Raw genomic sequence first — 22,149 nt, 5'->3', positions numbered from 1 at the left:
TATTAATCCTCATGGTCAGCAATTAGCGCAATACGTTTGCGATCCGTTCAAATCCCTGTTCAATAGCCTCCATTGGCGCCGCAAAAGAAATTCGTACATGTCCGCGATACAGACAGGCTTCAGCCGGGATCAGGGCTACCCCTGCATGAGTCAGCAGATATTCACAGAATTGAGTAGCATCATGACAACGGTCATTGAGGTATTTTTCAACATTGGGGAACAGGTAAAATGCACCAGCAGGACGCTCACACTCGAAAAATTCACGGGCATACTGGTATGTTCGATCCCGCCGTTGTTTGAGTATCTCCAACCTTTCCTGATAAAAATCCTTGGGCATTTCAAGTGAAGCAATCGCGCCATACTGGGCAAAAGTGCAGACATTATCGGTCATATGACCATGCAGATCAGAGACTCTGCTGATTAATTCAGGGTGGGCTATCATGTAACCAATACGGTAGCCCGTCATGGCATAGCTTTTTGAAAATGTCTGCACCGTGATAATGAATTCATTGTCATCAATGGCAGCGAGACTATGATGTTCACCATCAAATACAATTTGTTCATAGGCTTCATCGGATAATATGAAGATCTGTTTTTCTTTGACGATATGACACAGTGTCTGTAATGCAGATTTCGAGTAAACAGCGCCGGTCGGATTATTCGGTGTATTAATAATGATAAGTTTGGTTTTATCAGTGATAGCCTGTCTGATCTTTTCAACATCCAGATCCACACCAATATTTTCAATTAAAACCGCTTTCCCTCCGGCTAATTTGACCGCTTCAAGGTATGTTGCCCAACAGGGCACAGGAATAATCACTTCATCGCCCGGATTAATGACTGTCTGTAAAATTTCATAAATAACTTGTTTGGAGCCATTAGTGACGATGATATTTTCAGGCTTCGTTTTAATCCGGTTATCTTCAAATACTTTCTGGCAAATTTTCTCTCTTAATTCAGGCTCACCATTGAGCCAACTATAACGGGTTCTGCCATCTATCAATGCCCGGATAGTTTCATTAACAATAGATGTGCCGGTACTGAAATTTAACTCACCTTCATTCAACCCAATAATATCACGGCCTTCACTTTTCAATTTGGCAACGATATCTGCCAGCCCTACCGTTACTGAGGCATTAATATTTTTTGCCCTGCTGGCAATACGGGATGAGAGAGGATTCTCTTGTATCATCATGAATAACCCTGTTAATTAATATGGCAATACTTAATTGTTCGTTTTAAAAACAAACAATCTACAGATCGCTTTTTATATATCGATATTCTTAGAGGGAATCACTTTGCTATTACGAAGATCAGCAGAATAATTATTCGAATCTGAAGGAGGCTTGATATATTCCGTAATATCTAAAGAATCCTGTTTATAGTTCTTCGCCATTACGCGACCATCTGCATGAGTAGTGACATGTGCCTGATTAACAGAAAGTTTGCCTAATGTCGTCGTAACCACATACTGCGGTACACTAAAACCTGTCTCAAACCCTACCATCGCATCCATAATTTCCTGCCCTTTCTCCAGCGTGGTCATGAAGTGAGAGACCCCGGAAACGTTATCGCAATGGTATAAATAATAAGGACGAACCCTTATTCTCAGGAGTGCCTTAAGCAGTGAGCGCATCGTTTCTACATCATCGTTGATCCCTTTTAATAAAACAGACTGGTTCTGCACAGGGATACCATGCCGCAGTAATCGATCACAGGCAGCAGCGGCTTCTTTGGTCACTTCTTTCGGGTGATTAAAGTGCGTATTAACCCAGATGGGGTGGTATTTTTCCAACATCTGACAGAATTTATCCGTCACTCTCTGGGGGGCGAATACCGGATAACGGGTTCCGATACGAATGATATTAATGTGTTTGATACTTCTCAGTCTTTTAATAATCGCTTCAAGAAACTTATCATAATGTATTAAGGGATCGCCTCCCGTCAGCAAAACATCATCAATCTCCGGGTGGCTTTCGATATAAGCGAAGTCTTCTTCATAAGATGCGGCCAGATCTGAACCAAAATAGGTACCACTGACATCCGTTGTATGAAACTTTCGCGTACAATGGCGGCAATAAACAGGGCAGGTATCTGAAACCAGCAGAACAATTCTATTCGGATATTTATGCACCACTCTGGCTGTCTTGAGATTTGCTGTATCTCCTACCGGATCATTATCAGAATTTTCCGCAACATTCATTTCTCTTAAATGAGGAATAGTCTGTAATCTAATTGGGCAATTCTCATCATGTTTGTCCATAAGCGAAGCATAATACGGGGTACTCTGCCACAGATATTTTCCTTTAACGGCTTCTATGGCTTGCTTTTCTCCGTCGGTTAACGCAACCCATTTTTCCAACCCCTCAGCTGTTTTAATTAAGTTACGTAACTGAAACTTGGGATCGTTCCACTCCTCATCACTGAACGATTCTTTACTTAAGAACATACCACTTTCCTCATATACTTTTAGATTCTCTATTAAGTGCAAGTCATGCTTTTAAACCACGACAATAAAATTCATAAACAGGCGTAATAAAATAGCTACCGTATGGATAACCAAAGGAATAATTCACGGGACAATAACAGCAGGCAGTAATATAAAGAAACCGAGCCAAATTGCAGACTTTAAAATATATTCCTCCCTTAAAAATAAATAACACCTTTTAAAAAACACCCCATTAAAAATAAACATACCAGAGAAATTATCTTAGTAATTTTTTTACCTATAGAAGTAAGATATACCTGTAATATTTTTCTGAAGATAAGATTCATTATCAATAAGACCAGGTCAATGATTTGATAGTTATATTAGTTTAATAATCAACAATGAATGCTAATGAAAATTATAATATTAAACTGCAATAAATAGCATTTCAAAATAATAAAAATAACCCTTACCCCGTTCACAGCCGGAATAAGGATTCATCATTAGAAAGTAATTTTCACTACTATGGAAAGTGTATAACAGCTAATGCAATGTTGGATAGACACCCGGCCCGATGGGCAATCCGGCAAAATACCACCCGATAAGCAACAGCATCCAGACTGCAAAAAACACCAGAGGATAAGGCAGTACCAACGTATAATAAGTGCCTAACCGGGCATTTTTATAGTAACGCTGGAGAAATCCTAAAAAAAGCGGCAGAAAAGGTGACATCGGTGCCAAAGGCAATACAGCAGAATCAGAAATACGAAAGATGATCTGTGCAAAAGCGGGATGAAAGCCAAGTAAAACAAACATCGGTACAAAGATAGGGGCAAGAATCGACCAGATGGCCGAGCCACTCGCAATAAACATGCAAAGAAAGGAAGATAAAAACATCAGTCCGATAAAAGCAGGAGCGCCTGTCATTCCTAACGTTTCCAGTAGGCCCGTAATCCCGATTGCCATAAATTTACCCATATGGCTCCAGTTAAAGAAAGCAACAAACTGAGCCAGAGGGAACACCATTACAATGAAACCCGCCATGCTTTTCATCGGATCAACGAGCAGGTCAGGAATATCATTAGGTGTTTTTATTCGTTTGGTAGAAACGCCATAGGTAATCGAAACCACAAAGAAAAACAGAATAATCAGCGGAACAATTCCTTTGATAAAAGGAGACGGAATGACTGAACCCGTCTGAGGATCACGCAGCAACGCATTTTCAGGCACCACCAGCAAGCCAATAATACCGATGAAAATCAATGCAGACAACCCGGTCACTAACAGCCCACGATTTTGTTGTGGTGTGAGTTCTTCTAATTTTTCCTCGGCATTTCCTTCCCAAACAGGTAAACGTGGTTCAATAAACTTGTCCGTCAGAATGGCTCCGGCAATCGTCAGTACAATCACAGAGATTGCCATAAAATACCAATTATCAATAACGCTGACATGCAGATCAGGATCAAACATTTTAGCCGCTTCCGTGCTGATACCGGACAGCAGAACATCAGTAGTCACAATCAGGAGGTTTGCTGTGAACCCTGACGCTACACCGGCAATCGCAGCCAATAAGCCTGCAACAGGATGTCGTCCAACCGCGATAAACATCAGTGCGCCCAACGGAGGCATCACAACAAGTGCCGCATCCGACGAAATATGGCTGAAAAAAGCGATAAACAACACCATATAACTGGCATAACGTTTATTTATACCCGACGCCATTTTATACATCAGAGCCTTCAACAAACCGACTTTTTCAGCCAGCCCGGCTCCGATAACCAATGCCAGAATTGCGCCGAGTGGTGTAAAACTACTAAAATTTTTTACAATGTTAGGCAGAATCCACTGTATTCCCTCAGCACTGAGTAAATTTTTAACCCTGACCAGCTCTCCGTCTATCGGGTTTTTTACCGCCAAATCAAACCAAGATAAAACAGCAGTCGCAATCATTAACACAGCAATCAGATAGATAAATAAAACAAAAGGATTCGGAATTTTATTACCGACTTTTTCGATCCATCCCAAAATATATCCGGGGCTCTTAGGTACAGATATAGAGGTCTGATTCATCGTTTTTCCTCTGCATTTACTGATACTTTCATTTATGTGATGTTATGCCGGATACCGGCTTACCCTGAACAGGCAAACCGGTGCATTATTGATAAACTGAATTACTGGTTAAACTGAGTGTTAAAATCAGGTAGGTGGATGGTGAGCGTTGCCAGTGTTTTCACGGCAATTGCCAGTACATCTTCATTAAAATCAAACTGCCCATGATGATGGCCTGCACTAAGTTCAGTACCGAAAACAAGGTAAGAAGCCTGACCTCCGTTTGCCTTAACCCGCTCCATAAAATAAGTGGCATCTTCTGAACCCATAGCCTGTTCGCCGCTTTTGACAACAGATGAAAGCTCTGGAACATGTTGTTGCACCTGCTGATAAATAAAATCGACCCATGCCGGACTGGGTTTACTGCTTTGTGCTGCCCCCATGAGCTGTATTTCATACTCAACATCCTGCATTGTTGCCGCTCCTTCGATAATACTGAGAGCCTTATCGTAGATAAACTCGTTGATTTCATTAGTTTCACCACGGGTTTCCACTTTCATTAATGCATGATCAGGAATAACATTACGACCGGAGCCAGCCTGTAATACACCAACATTTATACGCGAAATACCCTTACTATGGCGGGGCATTGCATTCAGCCCTAAAGCAGCCTGAGCAGCAGCCAACAACGCATTCTTGCCTTCTTCCGGCTTTCCGCCCGCATGGGACGCAACACCACGATAAATCACATCTATTTTGGTCGTCGCCAGAAAACTCCCATTACCGCAGACTAACTCTCCCATTGGTATGCCGAGGCCAATATGAATGGCAATAAAGAAATCAACATCATCGACAACTCCGGCCTCAACCATTGATTTTGCCCCTCTTGTTCCTTCTTCTGCGGGCTGGAATATCAGTTTGATTTTTCCTGTGAGCTGATCCTCATACTGCTTCAATATCCGTGCGAGTCCCAACCCGATAGCCGTGTGACCATCATGTCCACAGGCATGCATCATCTTTGCATTACAGGAAGAAAAGTCTTCAGTATAAGGACGGTGAACATGGCTCTGATCCTCATCCAGATCAAGTGCATCCATATCAACCCGGAATGCCAGTGTCGGCCCGGCCTTACCGGTATCCAGCGTGGCAACAATACCGGTAAAACCACCAGAAAAATGTGGTAACCATTGCACCAGCGCCCCCTGCTTAATCGCCCGCTGTTCCTGCTCCTGTAATGCCTGTACAGAAGGCAACCCCATTCTCGCTTCTGCTTTAATCACCTCTTTTCCCATTTTCAGGCTATAACCCAACCGATGAAGCTCATCGGCGACAATGGTTGCGGTTCTGAACTCAAACCAGCCTGATTCAGCGAAATGGTGAAAATCACGACGCCAGTTCTGTAATTGCCCGGTAATTTGCTGGATAGATTCATTTAATAAAGGCTGCATATTCATTATCTCTCACATAAGTGGTCATTTTTTAAATGTAGACAAGAAATATTGCTTAATTCAGATACAATTAACTTTATCTATATAACTGATTGTTATCGCGAAAGAGAAAATAGTGATGTCTATAAAACTCCACCAGATACGTGCTTTTGTTGAAATTAGCCGCTATGGCAGTATTCGATCAGCAAGCCGGACTCTGTCACTTTCTCAGCCTGCTTTAACAAAATCGATTCGTGAATTAGAGGATTCACTGGGGGCGAAATTATTTATCCGCAGCAATCAGGGAATTCATTTAACGGAATGTGGACAAAGTTTTTTATCACGAGCCAGTTTGATACTTGAGGAGCTGAGAGTTGCTCAGGAAGATATTCAGCAGCGTATTGGCTTACTCGGCGGTGTCGTCAATATTGGTATTGCTGGCTGTCTCGTCCGTACGATTATGCCAAAGATTATTGCACAATTTCATCGTGAGTATCCCACGGTAAAACTCCGCATTGTTGAAGGGCAGTTACTGGCGATGTTACCTCAGCTCAGGCAGGGTGAACTGGATTTTTCTGTCAATACCTATTACCCAGACAGCGCAGATTCAGACCTCAGCTCAGAGAAACTGACGGAAAAAGAGTACAAGGTGATCGTGCGTAAAGGGCATCCCAAAGAGCACGCGACTTCTCTGGAAGAGCTATCTGATTGCGACTGGACTATGCCAACCCCCAAAGGTACTTATTATCGTCGGTTATTTGAAATGCTTTCATTAATGGCACTCCCCCCTGTTTTTAGCGTTACATGTGAAACATTGATGTCCTGTATGAGCTTAGTTGCCAAAAGTGATTTTGTGACTATTGTCGCTGTAGATTTAGCAGATGATGCACTGTTTCATCAGCAATTTGTCGCCTTAGATCTTAAAGAACAACTTCCATTGGCTACGTTTTGCCTGATCCATCGCAAAGACAAAAAGTTAACCCCTGCCGGAGAACATTTAGCCAAGCTGTTCCGCATGTACTGCCGCCCCTGACGGCCTGACATGCGCCCTGTTGCTAACCAATAATCACAATACCGAACTGTTCCATGATTTCTGAAACCTGAGATACTTCTAATTTAACACCCTGAAAATCAACCCGCCGTATATCAATTTCACCCAAAACAGAATTAGTCAAATCACAGTGCGTAAAGTTTGCGGCGCACCAATCAAAAGCGGTAAATTCTCCACCAGACAGATCTGAGCCACTGAATGTCGCCCCTAAAATCTGAGTACCATGCCACCGGTTTTCCCATAATTCGCATTTTTCGAGGACAACATCAGAAAAGTTGGCATAACTTAAATTACTTTTGGTGATATAAGCTGAACAAAAACTCACTGTGGGACTCATCATATTCATAAAACTCACACCACGAAAATCGGCACCCTGCAACCGGCATCCACAAATTTCTATACCAAGGGCATCGGAATATCTGAAATCCACCATCGATAAATCACAATTTTTAAAACTGGTATCTTTCAGAATCGCATGTTTAAAATGACAACTCAGCTGATTTTTTGGTTCATAAAATACGCAATCAATGAATTGGGTATCGGTTAAATCAGCATGTGAGAAATCACAATTAAAGAAGTGAGTATTTTTAATCACCTGACCTCTAAATTGATTCTGTTCAATCCGTTTTTCTCGTAGCTCAATTTTCTGCATAATAAATCCCTCTCAATTTCGCGTTAACATACATATTATCTATGCCGTCGATTCAAGTGGGCAATCATGACAATTCCCCACCCCCGGCAATTTATTCCTTTGGCAACAACAACGACGCTGTATAACACTATTTCGTAATATCACTGTACGATATAAGGGGTTATCTCTGCCATCCGGTAATTTCGGTTCAAAGAAGAGATGTTTTATCAAAATATCATATTGTTCAGTACTTATTCTTTCCCGGAAATTACTTAAATACCAATACATCACATAACCAATATTATTCCATAATAAACGACCATTAATGCCCTGATAGGATTCTATTTTTCTACAGACAGGAATAATATGGCGATCCAATAAAGAATAATAACGCTCCAGCAACGACATTGGCTCATTCATCCAGGTTAATTGATAATAAACCGTATTCGGCCTGCCACTTTCATGAAATTCAACCTGAAAAAGATTATAGTCAGCATCTACGGCCAGTGGGTATTCCAGCAATATTAACATCATAGGAGGAACAACTAAACCAAAATACCACTGTGCCCATAAAGAATAAAGCCCTTTATTATTTGGTTTCTGATCACTATTCGCATAGTACTCATTTTGGTAACGCTGCATTAATAGCAAAAATTCTTTTTCATTTGACCATTGGTAAAATACCATGCTATTTTCTGGAATATTTTCTGCATTCACTTTCATTGATGAATTAAAATGGCTGAATGCACTATCGAATAAATCAACAATATTATTAGCATCTATTTCTGACGTTATCTGGGTAGTGTTTTGGTTATTCTTCACTCTGCACCTTCCCATTATATCTTGGAATAATTAACGGTTTACTCGATTCAGGATCACGGATAATACGGCAGGCCAGACCAAATACTTCTGCAATACTCTGCTCGGTGATAATTTCTTCAGGTTTCCCTTCCGCATAAATGTAACCATTCTTCATCATGATCAATCGCGTGGCATAGCGTAGTGCCAAATTAATATCGTGTAAAACCAGTACTAATGTCTTTCCCTGCTGATGCAGGCATTGGCATAAATTCAGTATTTCAACCTGATGAGAAATATCCAGATAAGTCGTCGGTTCATCCAACAGGATAATCGGCGTTTGCTGTGCCAGTGTCATGGCAAACCATGCGCGTTGACGCTGGCCGCCTGAAAGTTCGCTGACTAATTTTTCCGACATATCCCATAAGTCTACAGCCTGTAAGGCTTCTTTGACGACACGTTCATCTGTTTCTGACCATTGCCGCAGGAAAGTCTGATAAGCGTAACGACCGCGCGAAACGAGGTCATAAATAGTCAACGCCTCAGTCACAACCGCCCCCTGTGTTAACAGTGACACTTCACGTGCAACCGCTTTTGGCTTATAGCGATGGATATTTATTCCATCAAGCTGAACTTCACCATGCTGTGGCTGCATACTTCGGCTGACCGCCCGCAGCAAAGTCGATTTTCCACACCCATTGGGGCCAATAATGACGCTAAATTCGTTATCGTGGATTGCAAGATTAATACCATTAATAATCGTCTTTTTACCGTATGCCAGTGAAAGATCACGGGCTTTAAGCCGCGAAACCTTCTCTGGGAAACTTACATCCGATGGCATTATCGTGTTCTCCTTAATTCTGCATACAATAGATACATCAAATAAATTCCCCCAATCACCGCAGTAACCAAACCGACAGGTAAACGCGCCGGGGTCGGTAAAATTAGGGTAATAAAATCAGACAATAGCATCAGCAAAGCGCCAACCAACGCAGAGCAAAATAATGCCGCACCTTTGGCCTGTACTAACCGGCGGGCAATTTGGGGTGCCGATAACGCGATAAAAGAAATAGGGCCGACAACTAGCACTGACATTGCTGCGAAAATAACAGCCAGCAATATGCTGATAATCTGAATAAGGCGGGCGGGTACACCCAATGTATTGGCAATATCATCGCCAAAATGGGTATAACGTAACTGCCTGCCCAGCCAGAATAAAATCGGAGTGAAAAGAACTAAACCACTGATAATTGCCACATCCTGCCATCCTCTGCTGGCAAGGCTGCCACTCAGTAATGCACGGATTTGCTGAGCCTGTTCAACACGAATATTGGAAACGGCAAAATCAACTATTGCCATACAGAATGCCGCAATTGCCACACCGGATATCACTATTTTCCCTGTCTGCATTCTGCCCAGCCCTGCACCATTACCGAGGTAAACCAGCAGTACCGCAATTCCGGCACCTGACAGTGCCCCTAAAGAGATTGGCAGTACATCAGGCCAGATAAGTAACACAACCATAATGCCCAGCGCAGCACCTGCATTAATACCGATGATATCCGGGCTGCCGAGTGTATTGCGGGTAGTCAGTTGAAAAAGTGTTCCCGACAGTGCCAGCGCCATACCTGCTCCGATTGCTAATAACGCTCTGGGCAAGCGGATTTGTAATAAAATAAATTCCTGATAAGGATTTTCTGTCATCAGAAAAGGGTTATCCATTCCTTCCCTGCCTAATGATAAAGTCAGATAGAAAAGCGCCACCAGCAGCAGCAAAATCAGCATTATTACTTTACTCGTATGCCATGATGGGGTAATAAAAACCGCTCTTCCCAATGAGAAGGTTCTGACACAAGGCTGGCTGCTCGGTTTCGGTGAATCAATCTGAGTCATACTCTATTCCACCATTATTTGTTGTGTCCGGTTTTTAGCGACCAGATAAAGCAACGGAGCACCAATGCAGGCTGTAATTATGCCGACCATGATCTCTTCCGGCGCTATAAGTAAACGCCCCACAATATCCGATATCAATAACAGACAAGGACCAGCAAACAGGCAGTAAGGCAGCAGCCAGCGAAAATCACTGCCCACCAATGCCCGCATCAGATGGGGTGCCGCCAGACCAATAAAAGCAATTGGACCAGCCATTGCTGTCGCTCCGGCAGCCAGCATTATGGCACTTAATAATGACAGAATGCGGGTACGGGCAACGTTAGCACCAAGAGCGCCCGCAATTCCCTCCCCAAAAACCATGACATTTAATGAAGCACTCAGTGAAAGCGTCAACACAACAGCCGCCAGCAGATAAGGTAGCAATAAACTGGCCTCATGCAGCGACATCACACTCAACGAACCGACCGTCCAAAACCGGTAGCTTTCCATGACCTGTGCGTTTATCAATACTATTCCCTGTACCACCGCAAACAGACAGGCGTTGATAGCTGCACCGGTCAGAACCAATCGGACAGGATTAGTATTGCGGGAACCGCCACTGAGAAAATAGAACAATAAGGTTGATAAACCGGCACCAATAAATGCAGTCCAAAAACGAGGAAGTTCCTCCAGCGCAGGGATGAAAGAGACAAAAACCACAGTCGTTGCCGCTCCCGCATTAATTCCCAATAACCCGGGATCACCCAGCGGATTACGCAGCAAACCCTGAGTGACTGCACCGGCAAGAGCCAATGCAGCTCCCGCCATCAGGCCAATAAGAGTACGTGGCTCACGGGCATTGATGACTAAATCATAATAACTGCCCTGATCTCCCTGCCAGTAATGCAGCCAGATTGCTGACATCGGTAGTGGTTTTGACCCCAGACTGAGGCTACCCACAATGCAAAGGCAGGTCAGCAGGGCCATCAATACCAAACCCGATATGCGAATTGTGCGCCGTTTAGGGTTCTTCATGTTTTGCTATCTCCTGCTTCAACAATGGCATAAATCTGGGTAATCCCCAACGTAAGCTGAGTGGTGAACCATAAGATATAGACATCACAATAGATTGATCGGTCAGCGGAATATACCCCCCCTGACGGACAGCCCGGATAGATTGAAACAGGGGTTTTTCTTCTGTCTGCTGACGTTCTTTTTCATTGCTGTACCATGTCACCAGAATGTCTGCGTTGTTAAGCAGATCTGCGTTTTCCAGACCAATATTGACTGAGAAACTACCAAAAGGTGCTGTCATAGAATCAGCCAGCGGTAATAAGGACAGCCCCAGATGTGCAAGGGTATCCACCCGAGGATCATTTTTGACATAAATGGATAAGGTATTACCGGTTGTACCGGCTTTGATATAAGCAAAGGAATAGCGGGTGATATCAGGGATCGTACCTCCTGCCTGAGTCAGAATAGTATCCAATTCAGCACTCAGTTTTTCACCCTGTGGTACTTTATCCAATGCACTCGCCACCAGCTCGATTTGTTGCCGGGATGTTGTCTGCCACGGTTGATGGGGGTAAGCAATGACAGGCACAAAATGAGAAAGATGATCATAATTTTCCTGTGTAATACCTGATTGTGTTGCCAGCACCAGATCCGGTTTTAATTTGATAATCTTCTCGATATCCAGTTCTGGATACATTTCGATAATAGCTGGCAATTCCGCGCCACGACGCTCTATCTCCTCCCTGAACCACGGCAAATATCCGTCTGCATCGCCGCCCCAACGGTGTGATTCAATCCCCACAGGAATAACACCAAGATCTAACAAAATATCTTCAGTACCGGTTCCCAGCGCAACAACTCGTTGTACCGGCTGGTTAATGACCGCAGTTCCTAACGCAGTAGTCATCGTTTTAGGATAACCAATGGTATTTTCCTGTAATGTGCTGACTGGTTTATCACAACCTGCCAATAAACCAGCCAGCAGTACTAACGACACGGCAGCCCATATTGTGCAATGTGTCTGTCTTTTCTGTACCAACATCACTGTTTATCCCCTTCACCTTTCAAACTCCCTCTCACCAAGGGATAAAAATACATCGCCGCCGCCCGTTAATCAGTCAGAACTTATAACGTAACGTTGCCGAAACATTACGTGGTTCACCGTAGTGGTACTGGCTGTAACCACCAAATGAGTTGTAGTATTTTTTGTCGAACAGATTATTCAGGTTAACAGTCAGGGAAATATCTGGAGTGAAATGGTAACGTCCCATCAAATCAACTGTGGTAAAACTGCGTTGTCCGTCTTCACATTTCCCGTTCGGGCTATCAACCTCTGTCAGAGTTTTCCCCTGCCAGTTAACACCACCACCAAGCGTCAGATCGCTCAGGACATCAGGTAAGGTATAAGTGGTAAACAGCTTGAACAGGCGATTTGGTTTATCTGTATTAGTGCGCTTACCATCAGGCATTGTCGCGCGGAATTGGGTATATCCTGCATAAAGGCGCCAGTTATCGGTAACCTGCCCACTGATTTCAGATTCAAAACCACGGGTTTTGACTTCCTTAATTGTGGAATACACAACCCAATTCTTTGGAATATCGGGATGCCGTTCCGTGGAACTATCACGGGTTGTATAATTTTTCTGATGGATTTCGAAGAGCGACAAGGAGTAATCAATACCGTTATCAAAAGCGACACCTTTCAGACCTAACTCGTAATTTTCTCCTGTAACGGGCTTCAGGAGTTGGTTCTTACGGTTAATCCGACCTTCCGGCTCAAAAATTTTGGTATAGCTGCCATAAACGGAGAAATCCGGAGTGATGTTGTAAACCAATCCACCATATGGCAGAAATTGATGAAGGTAAGTACCATTTTGTGGAGTACCAAAGTTATCACCGCGGGTTTTCCAGTTTGTGATACGGCCGCCAAGAATCAGCGTTAATGGATCTGTTAATGACAACTGAGTAACAGCATAACCCGCTGTCTGTTCAATATTGCCATAAGAACCCATTGTACGAGTTTTACTCCATGTTGGTTCAGGGTAACCCCATGATGATTTAGTAAAATCGCCTAATCCCGGACAATTGCGCGACAACATACATAAAGCTGAATAATAGTCATTCCTGAAATTCTGTTTCTGGTAATTCAGACCAAAACTGGCGTGATGAGTACGCCCCAATAACCCATAATTACCATTGACCTGCAAATCAAAATTATGCTGACGACGACTTCCATCGATCAGAGTCATACTACCCGGGTACATTCCCTGATTAGTGACACGATCAGGAAAACCCATCGGCCATAATATTTTTTGATCAAGGGCGTTATTGTCATAGGTGAAAGTGCCTTTCACACCCCAGCCATTATTAAACCTATGCTGCAAACTGGAGAAAATAGAGGACGAACGAACCTTAGAAAATGTCCAATCCGGTGCATGGCTATTACTGCGTTTATAATCCGTTTTGCTGCCGTCTTTAAAATAAATCGGCAGACCACCAAACATTCCGCCACGGGTATGGTTAATCTGATAATCAGCACCAATGGTCAGCAATGTATTGTCTGTCAAATCAGCTTCAATAATGCCGTAGAGTGGATATTTCTCATGTTTTTCGCGATCAGTAAAAGCATCGGAACGCTGGTAGGCGGAAACAAAACGGCCTCTGATTGTGCCGCTTTCATTTAATGGACTGGAGAGATCAAGGCCGGTACGCCATTTATTCCAGAAGCCACCTTCAAGAGTGACTTCGCCCCGGAACTCGCTGGTCGGGCGTTTACGTATCACATTCACCGCCGCAGAAGGTGTGCCCGGACCGACCATCAGACCCGCAGCACCACGTACCACTTCCAGACGGTCAAACATGATGGTATCCATCAAGTTATCACCGTAATTGAAGCGAATGTCGTAAAAAGTCGGAACGCCATCACGCAACATATTTCTGACTGCCATTCCCCTTGACGAAAAGGTAAAGCGATCACTGTCAGACTGATTAACGGTCATCCCCGTAATACTCCCGATAGCACTTTTTACACTATCCAGATTTTCATCCACCATCAGTTGTTTGGTCATCACACTGACACTTTGCGGCGTTTCACGGGCAGACAAATTCAGGCCGGTTGATGTCACCATCGAAGTCGTATTGTACATCTCACTGTCTTCAGTGACGCCTTCATGCCCCGGCGTTCCTGCTGTTACGACAATTTTATCACTCTTCCCATGCTCCTCTTCCGCCATTGCAACACTGCTCCCTGTAATAAGCAGTGGAATTAAGACTGAAAGCACTTTTTTCTTGGTTAAATGGTTGCGATGCAAAATTGCGTTGATCACTCTATTCATCCTGTTATCAAAATGATTTGTTATTATGTTGGTTATGTTGGTGCTGCTTTTTTATGCTTTCAAACTGTAATCGAGTATTTTTTTCTTAAAGAATAAAGAGGATTTATTAGTGTTCCAGTCATGCCAGATATTTCTGTAATAACAGGCTCAGATAACAGAGAAAGCCATAAAAAATATCAAGGGAAATCTGTCTTGGCGGGTAATAGTGATTCTCGGTTCAACTGAGCATTACTGAATTCCTTTATTGATGAAACATCAATATCTCAATGATCTTTTACAGTGTGATAATTTTCATAACCGAAGATATCTCTGTCCCATTATGGGTATTAACTGTGATTCACTAAGATAGTATTTTAATTTTCAATAATGATAATTAAAATCATTAGCATTAACAACCATGCAAATATAAGGACTTTAGATAAAAACAAGCTGAGGGATATAATCTAAGAACGCCGAATCAACAGACATAATATTTCAAATTAATTGTTACCTTTGAAATTGTTTATTTGGTTTTATTTTTAATAGAAAAATAATTGATTGTTTTTATAAATAATCAATTACCGAAAAAAAATAAGGCTCTGATTAAAAAACCAGAGCCTTATTTATAACATTAATTAACAATCAGACTTTATTCTGACGCCACCATTCCGCCAGCATAACGCCTGTTGCTACAGAAACATTCAGGCTTTCAACCCGGCCAGTACCACCAATCGAGAGACGGATATCACCATCTTCCCAAACGCTGTCAGTCAGGCCATCGCCTTCCTGTCCCAGTACCAGTACCATTTTTTCAGGAAGCTCAGCTTCTGCTAATTTTGTACTTCCTTTATGGCTTGATGTGGTCACTATGGTATAACCTGCATCGCGGAATTGACCCAATACAGTGGTAAAACCATCGGCATCAATACCTTTAATATGTTCAGCACCACCTTCCGCAGTACGAACTGCCGCACCAGATTCCAGCATTGCCGTATCCTGCAATATCACTCCCTGTACACCAAAATGAGCACAGCTACGCATAATTGCACCGAGGTTATGCGGGTTACCTACATTTTCTAATGCCAACACACAGTCTTTTGCCGGTGCCTGTTGCAGATAAGCCTCAGCATTCAGACCATTGCGTTTCTTAATCAGAAAACAAACACCACCATGATGTTCCGTACCGGATGCTTTAGCTAACTCTTCATCATCCACCACGTGATAGGCCTTGCGGTTTGCAGCCATCCATTTCAGCGCATCACGGAAACGAGGTGTCACTGATTGAACGAACCATGCTCTTACAATCGCATCAGGGCGGTTCTGGAACATGGCCTGACAGGCATTTTCACCATAGATCCGGGTCTCTTCCAGTCTCTGACGGCGAAGTTGTTCAGGATCGATGTGACTTCTGCCACTAATGCCGCCGTGATCAGGTTTTGACTCTTCATCTGCCGGGCGGGAAACCGTTCTCCATGGTGAACGCTCTTTTGAGTGCTCAGGACGATCATTGTCGTAGCGTCTGCCACCCTGTTCACGACCTTTTCCTGACGGGCGTTTATTGTTGTTATGACGATCATTGTTGCTATGACGATCATTATTGTTACGACGATCATGGCTGTTACGGCGATCATTATTATTACGGCTGTCATCGTTGCCCTCATTACGGACATACATCACTTTGACTTTGCCACTTTTACCACTATAGGAATCGTTCATTCATTTCTCCAACTTCGCTATGGCGCGAAGATTACCCGATGTTCGCGTCCGAAGCTACCTCTGGCAACGACAATCAATTAAAATATCCGCCAATTTTTTTCTGACTTTATACCTGATGAATTTTGAGTTGCATCACGGCGGCAAGAGAGCGCCCCCAAGAACACAGATAACCGTATATTGATTAAAACGGAGACTGAAATGGGGAAAGCACTGTCAGCAAAGAGGCAGCCTGAAAGATGACAGGTTATATAAATATTTCTGAGTTCTTAAATGAGAAATAACAACGCCGTTTATCAGCTTCGCCAACATCGCCTCGCGCGTTCTACCCGCCCTTTTCAAGCAAGAGGCTGTCGAGTTCAGCGTTGCACATACTGTTTATTACCCCACAAAAGGTGTTTGTGTGAAAATATTTCACCCGTAAAAGCGGCCAGCCGTTTTTGCCTTATTATGTTTGATACAGAGCCAATGAAACCCAGCAATACAGGAAAGCTGATTGCAGATGTTCTACCTGATACACAGGCTTTTCTCTGGTCAAGAACCGAACCGGATCAAAGAATGCTTGAAGTATTGCGTGATCCAACCCGACAACCGTATCTGATTTTTCCTGATAGCTACGCCACGCCATCACGTACGGTATATCAGCAAATTCCAGACAGGCAAAAAGCACCGCTGTTCATTATATTGGATGGAACTTGGCCTGAGGCAAGAAAAATGTTCCGCAAAAGCCCATATTTGGATGATATTCCTTTGTTATCAATCAACAGCATTGCCAAAATGGACTATTTGCTGCGAATACCCTCAAGGGAAGAACAACACTGTACTGCTGAAGTCGCTGCCGCAGCATTGGAGTTAGCAAACGATGTTGAAGCATCCCAACAATTACTGAATCACTTCAATCATTTTCGAGAACAATATCTGGCAGGAAAATCAAATCATCCAACGGTATAAATCACAGTAATTCCTGCCGATCACAGCTAAAGTTATTCATGATAATTTCTTAACTGATAACAATTGTTTAAATGAATTGATATTAACAAGGAGCGAAAAATGAGCCAGCGTGGACTTGAAGCCTTACTACATCCCAAATCCATTGCCGTTATCGGTGCTTCCGAGAAACCAGAAAAAGCCAGTTCGCTCCTGATGCGGAATTTGTTAGCCGGAAATTTCACCGGCCCGATCCTTCCCGTAACTCCCAATAAAAGCTCTGTTCTCGGTGTACTGGCTTATCCCTCTATCGAAAAGCTTCCGCTAACTCCCGATTTGGCCGTTATTTGTACTCATCACAGCCGTAACTTATCGCTATTAGCACAATTAACCGAGCTGGGATGTACAACCGTTATCATTCTCTCATCTCATCCTTCTCAGTTTGCTGAATTAAAACAATACAGCCAAAAACATCATATCCGCATCCTCGGGCCTAACAGCCTCGGTATTCTGGCTCCGTGGATCGGACTGAATGCCAGCTTTTCTCCTATTCCTATTATTAAAGGAAAACTGGCATTTATTTCACAATCAGCCGCAATATCCAACACGATTCTGGACTGGGCAAACCATCGCAATATCGGCTTTTCGTATTTTATCGCATTGGGAGACAGCGTTGATATTGATATTGATGACTTACTGGACTTTTTAGCGCGAGATAGTAAGACCAGTGCAATCCTCCTTCATCTGGAACATATTAGCGATGCCCGCCGTTTTCTTTCCGCTTCGCGCAGCGCATCACGTAATAAGCCGATTCTGGTTGTCAAAAGCAGCCGTACCCGTAAAGCGCAGCAGTTACTGGGAGAACAGCAAAATTTTGATGTCGCTTATGATGCAGCAATTCAAAGGGCCGGATTGTTACGAGTTCAGGATACGCATGAAATGTTTTCTGCCGTAGAAACACTGAGCTTTATGCGCCCACTGCGTGGAGAGCGCCTGTTAATTGTCAGCAATGGCACGGCTCCTGCCGCTATGGCACTGGATGAACTGATCAGAAGAGCCGGTAAATTGGCTGACTTAGAGGAAGAAATTGTTGCTAAATTGGCAAGTGTGTTACCTGATGTGCAAATTTTGCAAAATCCTTTGGATCTCGGTGATGCTTCATCAACGACACAATATATTGACGCTCTGAAAATATTGCTGGATAGCCGTAGCTATGATGCCTTACTGTTAATTCATTCCCCCTGTGCAATTTCCGACAGTATGCAAACAGCAGTAAACGTTATTCAATCTATCAAAGAACACCCCCGTGGAAAATGGCTGACAATATTCACAAACTGGTGTGGAGAGTACTCTTCACAGGAAGTAAGACGGTTATTCAGTGAAGCAGGCATCCCGACCTATCGAACTCCAGAAGGCGCAATCACAGCATTTATGCATATGGTGGAATATCGCCGTAACCAGAAACAACTCAAAGAAACACCGGCTCTGCCAATTGGGATTACTTCAGATACAGCTCACGCCCACGATTGTATTCAGCAGGCCCTTAATAAAGGTAATACCCAGTTAGATACTCATGAAGTTCACTCTATTCTTGAAGCCTATGGACTGAATACATTGCCAACATGGATTGCCCGCTCCAGCGACGATGCTGTCAATATTGCAGAAAAAATTGGTTATCCTGTGGCGCTGAAACTCCGCTCGCCCGATATTCCGCATAAATCAGAAGTGCAGGGTGTTATGCTTTATCTTCGTACTGCGGAGGAAGTGAAAACAGCCGCCCAAGCTATTGTTGAGCGTGTAAAGCAAAATTTCCCGCAAGCCAGAATTGAGGGCTTATTAGTTCAGAATATGGCAAATCGTGCTGGTGCGCAGGAACTGAGAATTGCCATTGAGCAGGATGAAGTGTTTGGCCCTTTAATTATGCTTGGCGAAGGAGGGATAGATTGGGTTAATGAAACGCAGGCTGCGGTTGCTCTCCCCCCTCTGAATCTGGCTCTGGCCCGTTATCTGGTCATTCAGGCGATTAAGAGCGGCAAAATAAAATCCGGTGCATCACTGCAACCCCTCGATATTCCGTCACTCAGCCAGCTGTTAGTCCGGGTATCTAATTTACTGATCGATTGCCCGCAAATCACCCGTCTGAATATTCATCCTTTACTGGCATCGGGAAGTGAGTTCACGCTGTTAGATGTCACAATGGAATTAACCCCAATCACCGGCGACCCGCGAAATCGACTGGCAATTCGACCTTATCCCAATGAACTGGAAGAAACTATTTATATCAAAGAGGATTTTACATGTTTACTGCGTCCGATTCTGCCGGAGGATGAACCGTTATTAAAAGAGTTTATTGAGCAGGTAACAAAAGAAGATCTTTATTATCGCTATTTCAGTGAGATCAATGAATTCACTCATGATGATCTCGCCAATATGACTCAGATTGACTATGACCGTGAAATGGCTTTTGTCGCGATTCGTTATCCGACAACAAAACCAGAAATTATCGGTGTCGCCCGCGCAATGGCTGATCCCGATAATATCGAAGCAGAATTTGCTGTGTTGGTGCGATCAGATCTGAAAGGAATTACGTTAGGATCTCAGTTGATGGCTAAACTTATTCATTACGCCAAAGAGCACGGCATTCAGGTCTTAACCGCGATAACAATGCCAGAAAACCGCAATATGATCAGGCTTGCAAAAAAATTGGGATTTACCATAGATATCCAGCTGGAAGAGGGTATTGTGAATCTTGTCTTAAAACTTTAGCCACAATTGACAGAACTAGTGGTATCATCGCCAGATCATTTTGATTTACAAATTTACGATGGAATTTTAACCATCCAAACTAAGAGAAAAATCGCACTGTGATGTTGTCTAAATTTAAACAAGCAAAACACCAACAACACCTTGCACAACTGCCTAAATTACCACAGTCAGTTGCTGACATTGAAACCCTTTATCACTCTAAAGAGTTTCGCAGCACCCTGTTGGAACGCATAGCGGATGCTGAAAAGCATATTTATATCGCCGCATTATATTTAGAACATGACGATGCCGGACAAGATATTTTAACTGCGTTATATGAAGCCAAGCAAAAACGGCCTGAGCTGGATATCAAAATTTTGGTCGACTGGCATCGCGCACAACGAGGCCGTATTGGTGCAGAAGCAACTGCAACAAATGCAGACTGGTATTGCTCTATGGCTGAAAAGTACCCGAATGCCCATATCGCCATTTTCGGCGTTCCCGTTAATACCCGGGAGGCATTAGGTGTCTTACATTTAAAGGGTTTTATCTTCGACGATACCGTAATTTACAGTGGTGCCAGCATTAATAATGTCTATCTGCACCGCCATGAAAAATATCGTTATGATCGTTATCATTTACTGCATAATGCAAAACTTGCAGCTACCATGAAGCAGTATATTGACGACAGCATTATTGCTACCGAAGCAGTCAATAATCTGGCCTGCCCAAACCGCCCCCGCAGCCTTGAAATAAAGAATTTTATCAGGCAATTCCGGGGAAATTTACGCAGTGCTACATATCATGTCGAAAATCAGGCATCAAATGAAGAGCTGGCAGTCACTCCGCTTGTTGGATTAGGAAAAAAAAACCCACTGAATAAAACTATCTGCCACCTGATCGCCAGCACCAACAAGAAATTAATAATCTGCACTCCTTACTTTAATTTGCCGGCAGTGTTAGTTCGTTCTATTTCAAGATTATTGCGGCAAGGAAAGCAGGTTGAAATTATCATTGGTGACAAAACCGCTAATGATTTTTATATTCCGCCAGAAGAACCGTTCAAGATTATCGGAGCTTTGCCTTATCTGTATGAGATTAACCTGCGCCGTTTTACCAATCGATTGCAACATTTTATCGACAGCCAGCAATTGACTATCCGGTTGTGGAAAGATGAAGATAATAGCTACCATTTAAAAGGTGTTTGGGTCGATAACAAATGGCAGCTGATCACAGGTAATAACCTCAACCCGCGAGCATGGGGGCTGGATTTGGAAAATGCGATCCTTATTCACGATCCGCATAACGAAATGCGCCAACAACGTGCTTTAGAGCTGGATTGTATTCGTACTCATACAACGATTATCAACAACTATCAGGAACTGGATAGTATACAGCTCTATCCTGTTAAGGTTCGCAAATTAATACGCCGTTTACGTCGTATCCGCGTTGACCGCTTAATCAGCAGAATATTGTAAACATAGATAAATAACTATTCATTTATTAATCTTCTCTTGTCACAACAGGAGAAGATTTTTTGTATCTTATTTATCAGCACGCTATGATTTATTAAATTATAAACAATGGCGTAAAATTAAGATGAATAAGGCCAGAAAAAATAAACTTATAAATATATTAATATCAATACTCCTCCTATCTACTACTACCGCGTGTTCTAATATTCGTCAGGCAAATGATACGTGGACCGGTAAGGATAAAGCCCAACATTTTCTATTTTCTGCTGCAATAGCTGCCGCTGGTAACGCTTATGGTGATCAGCAAGATTGGAAACATCGCGAAAGTGCTCAGTTTGGTGTGTTTCTGTCTATTGGGCTTGGTGCAGCAAAAGAACTTTATGATAGTCGCCCTGCCGGAACAGGCTGGAGTTGGCAGGATTTGGTTTATGATGTGGCCGGAGCAATAACAGGTTACAGCCTGTATCAATATTTGAAGTGATCCAAACATTCTGAATCATCTCAAGACAAATTGGTGAATTACTTTTCCATCTACTAAAAATAAATTTTACTTCTTCCAGAATGCAAAAAAGCCATCCGGTTAAGGATGGCTTCTCTGGCTAATTAATGTCTGGCAGTGTCCTACTCTCACATGGGGAGACCCCACACTACCATCGGCGCTACGGCGTTTCACTGCTGAGTTCGGCATGGGGTCAGGTGGGACCA

General features: G+C 43.1%; 17 protein-coding genes and 1 rRNA gene. 5 read left to right on the top strand and 13 right to left on the bottom strand.

Features of this window, described 5'->3' with window-relative positions; genetic code table 11:
• Positions 1-22: 22 nt before the first annotated feature.
• The 4 genes from Xinn_RS03750 to Xinn_RS03735 form a co-directional block, all read right to left on the bottom strand.
• Positions 23-1,195 carry a pyridoxal phosphate-dependent aminotransferase gene (locus Xinn_RS03750; RefSeq protein ID WP_244590124.1) on the bottom strand — a complete coding sequence of 391 codons (1,173 nt, stop codon included), beginning with the start codon at positions 1,193-1,195 and terminating at the stop codon, positions 23-25.
• A 72-nt stretch (positions 1,196-1,267) separates the two neighbouring features.
• On the bottom strand, positions 1,268-2,449 hold the full coding sequence (gene blsG, locus Xinn_RS03745; protein WP_086953855.1) for an arginine 2,3-aminomutase: 1,182 nt from the start codon (positions 2,447-2,449) through the stop codon (positions 1,268-1,270).
• 522 nt (positions 2,450-2,971) lie between these two features.
• Positions 2,972-4,498 carry a p-aminobenzoyl-glutamate transporter gene (abgT, locus tag Xinn_RS03740; RefSeq protein ID WP_086953857.1) on the bottom strand — a complete coding sequence of 509 codons (1,527 nt, stop codon included), beginning with the start codon at positions 4,496-4,498 and terminating at the stop codon, positions 2,972-2,974.
• A gap of 101 nt (positions 4,499-4,599) precedes the next feature.
• Positions 4,600-5,925: a M20 family metallo-hydrolase gene (locus Xinn_RS03735; protein ID WP_086953859.1), complete on the bottom strand. Its 1,326-nt coding sequence runs from the start codon at positions 5,923-5,925 to the stop codon at positions 4,600-4,602.
• A 112-nt stretch (positions 5,926-6,037) separates the two neighbouring features.
• On the opposite strand from Xinn_RS03735, the gene Xinn_RS03730 reads away from it, so the two are divergent.
• Positions 6,038-6,937 (top strand): LysR family transcriptional regulator, encoded by a 900-nt coding sequence (locus Xinn_RS03730; protein ID WP_086953860.1) that lies wholly within the window; start codon positions 6,038-6,040, stop codon positions 6,935-6,937.
• A 22-nt stretch (positions 6,938-6,959) separates the two neighbouring features.
• Here Xinn_RS03730 and Xinn_RS03725 read toward each other — a convergent pair whose 3' ends face one another.
• The 8 genes from Xinn_RS03725 to Xinn_RS03690 form a co-directional block, all read right to left on the bottom strand.
• Complete coding sequence (locus Xinn_RS03725; protein WP_086953862.1) at positions 6,960-7,607, bottom strand: Qnr family pentapeptide repeat protein; 648 nt, start codon at positions 7,605-7,607, stop codon at positions 6,960-6,962.
• Positions 7,608-7,646: 39 nt separating this feature from the next.
• Entirely contained in the window at positions 7,647-8,408 is a 762-nt protein-coding gene (fhuF, locus tag Xinn_RS03720) for a siderophore-iron reductase FhuF (RefSeq protein ID WP_169923521.1), read from the bottom strand.
• Positions 8,398-9,225: an ABC transporter ATP-binding protein gene (locus tag Xinn_RS03715; RefSeq protein WP_086953866.1), complete on the bottom strand. Its 828-nt coding sequence runs from the start codon at positions 9,223-9,225 to the stop codon at positions 8,398-8,400. The genes fhuF and Xinn_RS03715 overlap by 11 nt, the downstream gene beginning before the upstream one ends.
• The gene (locus Xinn_RS03710) at positions 9,225-10,277 is read right to left on the bottom strand and encodes a FecCD family ABC transporter permease (RefSeq protein WP_086953868.1); all 1,053 of its coding nucleotides are present in this window, start codon (positions 10,275-10,277) and stop codon (positions 9,225-9,227) included. The genes Xinn_RS03715 and Xinn_RS03710 overlap by 1 nt, the downstream gene beginning before the upstream one ends.
• Before the next feature lie 3 nt (positions 10,278-10,280).
• Positions 10,281-11,291 carry a FecCD family ABC transporter permease gene (locus tag Xinn_RS03705; RefSeq protein ID WP_086953871.1) on the bottom strand — a complete coding sequence of 337 codons (1,011 nt, stop codon included), beginning with the start codon at positions 11,289-11,291 and terminating at the stop codon, positions 10,281-10,283.
• Positions 11,278-12,312, bottom strand: a complete 1,035-nt coding sequence (locus tag Xinn_RS03700; RefSeq protein ID WP_086953873.1) for an iron-siderophore ABC transporter substrate-binding protein — start codon at positions 12,310-12,312, stop codon at positions 11,278-11,280. Before Xinn_RS03700 ends, Xinn_RS03705 begins: the two co-directional genes overlap by 14 nt.
• Before the next feature lie 76 nt (positions 12,313-12,388).
• Complete coding sequence (locus Xinn_RS03695; protein WP_244590123.1) at positions 12,389-14,605, bottom strand: TonB-dependent siderophore receptor; 2,217 nt, start codon at positions 14,603-14,605, stop codon at positions 12,389-12,391.
• Between the two features lie 621 nt (positions 14,606-15,226).
• On the bottom strand, positions 15,227-16,300 hold the full coding sequence (locus Xinn_RS03690; protein ID WP_086953877.1) for a tRNA/rRNA methyltransferase: 1,074 nt from the start codon (positions 16,298-16,300) through the stop codon (positions 15,227-15,229).
• Between the two features lie 270 nt (positions 16,301-16,570).
• On the opposite strand from Xinn_RS03690, the gene Xinn_RS03685 reads away from it, so the two are divergent.
• The 4 genes from Xinn_RS03685 (at position 16,571) to Xinn_RS03670 (ending at position 21,925) form a co-directional block, all read left to right on the top strand.
• On the top strand, positions 16,571-17,248 hold the full coding sequence (locus Xinn_RS03685; RefSeq protein WP_086953878.1) for a tRNA-uridine aminocarboxypropyltransferase: 678 nt from the start codon (positions 16,571-16,573) through the stop codon (positions 17,246-17,248).
• A gap of 99 nt (positions 17,249-17,347) precedes the next feature.
• Complete coding sequence (locus Xinn_RS03680; RefSeq protein WP_086953880.1) at positions 17,348-19,990, top strand: bifunctional acetate--CoA ligase family protein/GNAT family N-acetyltransferase; 2,643 nt, start codon at positions 17,348-17,350, stop codon at positions 19,988-19,990.
• A gap of 101 nt (positions 19,991-20,091) precedes the next feature.
• A complete protein-coding gene (gene pssA, locus Xinn_RS03675; RefSeq protein ID WP_086953881.1) occupies positions 20,092-21,447 on the top strand; it encodes a CDP-diacylglycerol--serine O-phosphatidyltransferase in 1,356 nt (451 codons plus the stop codon).
• A gap of 121 nt (positions 21,448-21,568) precedes the next feature.
• Positions 21,569-21,925, top strand: coding sequence for a YfiM family lipoprotein (locus Xinn_RS03670; protein ID WP_086953884.1), 357 nt, complete (start codon positions 21,569-21,571; stop codon positions 21,923-21,925).
• Positions 21,926-22,052: 127 nt separating this feature from the next.
• Here the strand turns inward: Xinn_RS03670 and rrf are convergent.
• Positions 22,053-22,149, bottom strand: a 5S ribosomal RNA gene (rrf, locus tag Xinn_RS03665); the annotation flags it as partial.

This window comes from Xenorhabdus innexi (genome assembly GCF_002632485.1).
In the GTDB taxonomy this organism is placed as follows: Bacteria; Pseudomonadota; Gammaproteobacteria; order Enterobacterales; family Enterobacteriaceae; genus Xenorhabdus; species Xenorhabdus innexi.
Note: the sequence above shows the minus strand (reverse complement) of the source record. Positions and strands in the feature narration are given on the sequence as shown.

What these genes read in the sequence shown, in the direction of transcription:
- Xinn_RS03750 (WP_244590124.1), bottom strand. Translation starts at nt 1,195, where the DNA reads ATGATGATACAAGAGAATCCTCTCTCATCCCGTATTGCCAGCAGGGCA.
- blsG (WP_086953855.1), bottom strand. Translation starts at nt 2,449, where the DNA reads ATGTTCTTAAGTAAAGAATCGTTCAGTGATGAGGAGTGGAACGATCCC.
- abgT (WP_086953857.1), bottom strand. Translation starts at nt 4,498, where the DNA reads ATGAATCAGACCTCTATATCTGTACCTAAGAGCCCCGGATATATTTTG.
- Xinn_RS03735 (WP_086953859.1), bottom strand. Translation starts at nt 5,925, where the DNA reads ATGCAGCCTTTATTAAATGAATCTATCCAGCAAATTACCGGGCAATTA.
- Xinn_RS03725 (WP_086953862.1), bottom strand. Translation starts at nt 7,607, where the DNA reads ATGCAGAAAATTGAGCTACGAGAAAAACGGATTGAACAGAATCAATTT.
- Xinn_RS03715 (WP_086953866.1), bottom strand. Translation starts at nt 9,225, where the DNA reads ATGCCATCGGATGTAAGTTTCCCAGAGAAGGTTTCGCGGCTTAAAGCC.
- Xinn_RS03710 (WP_086953868.1), bottom strand. Translation starts at nt 10,277, where the DNA reads ATGACTCAGATTGATTCACCGAAACCGAGCAGCCAGCCTTGTGTCAGA.
- Xinn_RS03705 (WP_086953871.1), bottom strand. Translation starts at nt 11,291, where the DNA reads ATGAAGAACCCTAAACGGCGCACAATTCGCATATCGGGTTTGGTATTG.
- Xinn_RS03700 (WP_086953873.1), bottom strand. Translation starts at nt 12,312, where the DNA reads ATGTTGGTACAGAAAAGACAGACACATTGCACAATATGGGCTGCCGTG.
- Xinn_RS03695 (WP_244590123.1), bottom strand. Translation starts at nt 14,605, where the DNA reads ATGAATAGAGTGATCAACGCAATTTTGCATCGCAACCATTTAACCAAG.
- Xinn_RS03690 (WP_086953877.1), bottom strand. Translation starts at nt 16,300, where the DNA reads ATGAACGATTCCTATAGTGGTAAAAGTGGCAAAGTCAAAGTGATGTAT.
- Xinn_RS03685 (WP_086953878.1), top strand. Translation starts at nt 16,571, where the DNA reads ATGAGAAATAACAACGCCGTTTATCAGCTTCGCCAACATCGCCTCGCG.
- Xinn_RS03680 (WP_086953880.1), top strand. Translation starts at nt 17,348, where the DNA reads ATGAGCCAGCGTGGACTTGAAGCCTTACTACATCCCAAATCCATTGCC.
- pssA (WP_086953881.1), top strand. Translation starts at nt 20,092, where the DNA reads ATGTTGTCTAAATTTAAACAAGCAAAACACCAACAACACCTTGCACAA.
- Xinn_RS03670 (WP_086953884.1), top strand. Translation starts at nt 21,569, where the DNA reads ATGAATAAGGCCAGAAAAAATAAACTTATAAATATATTAATATCAATA.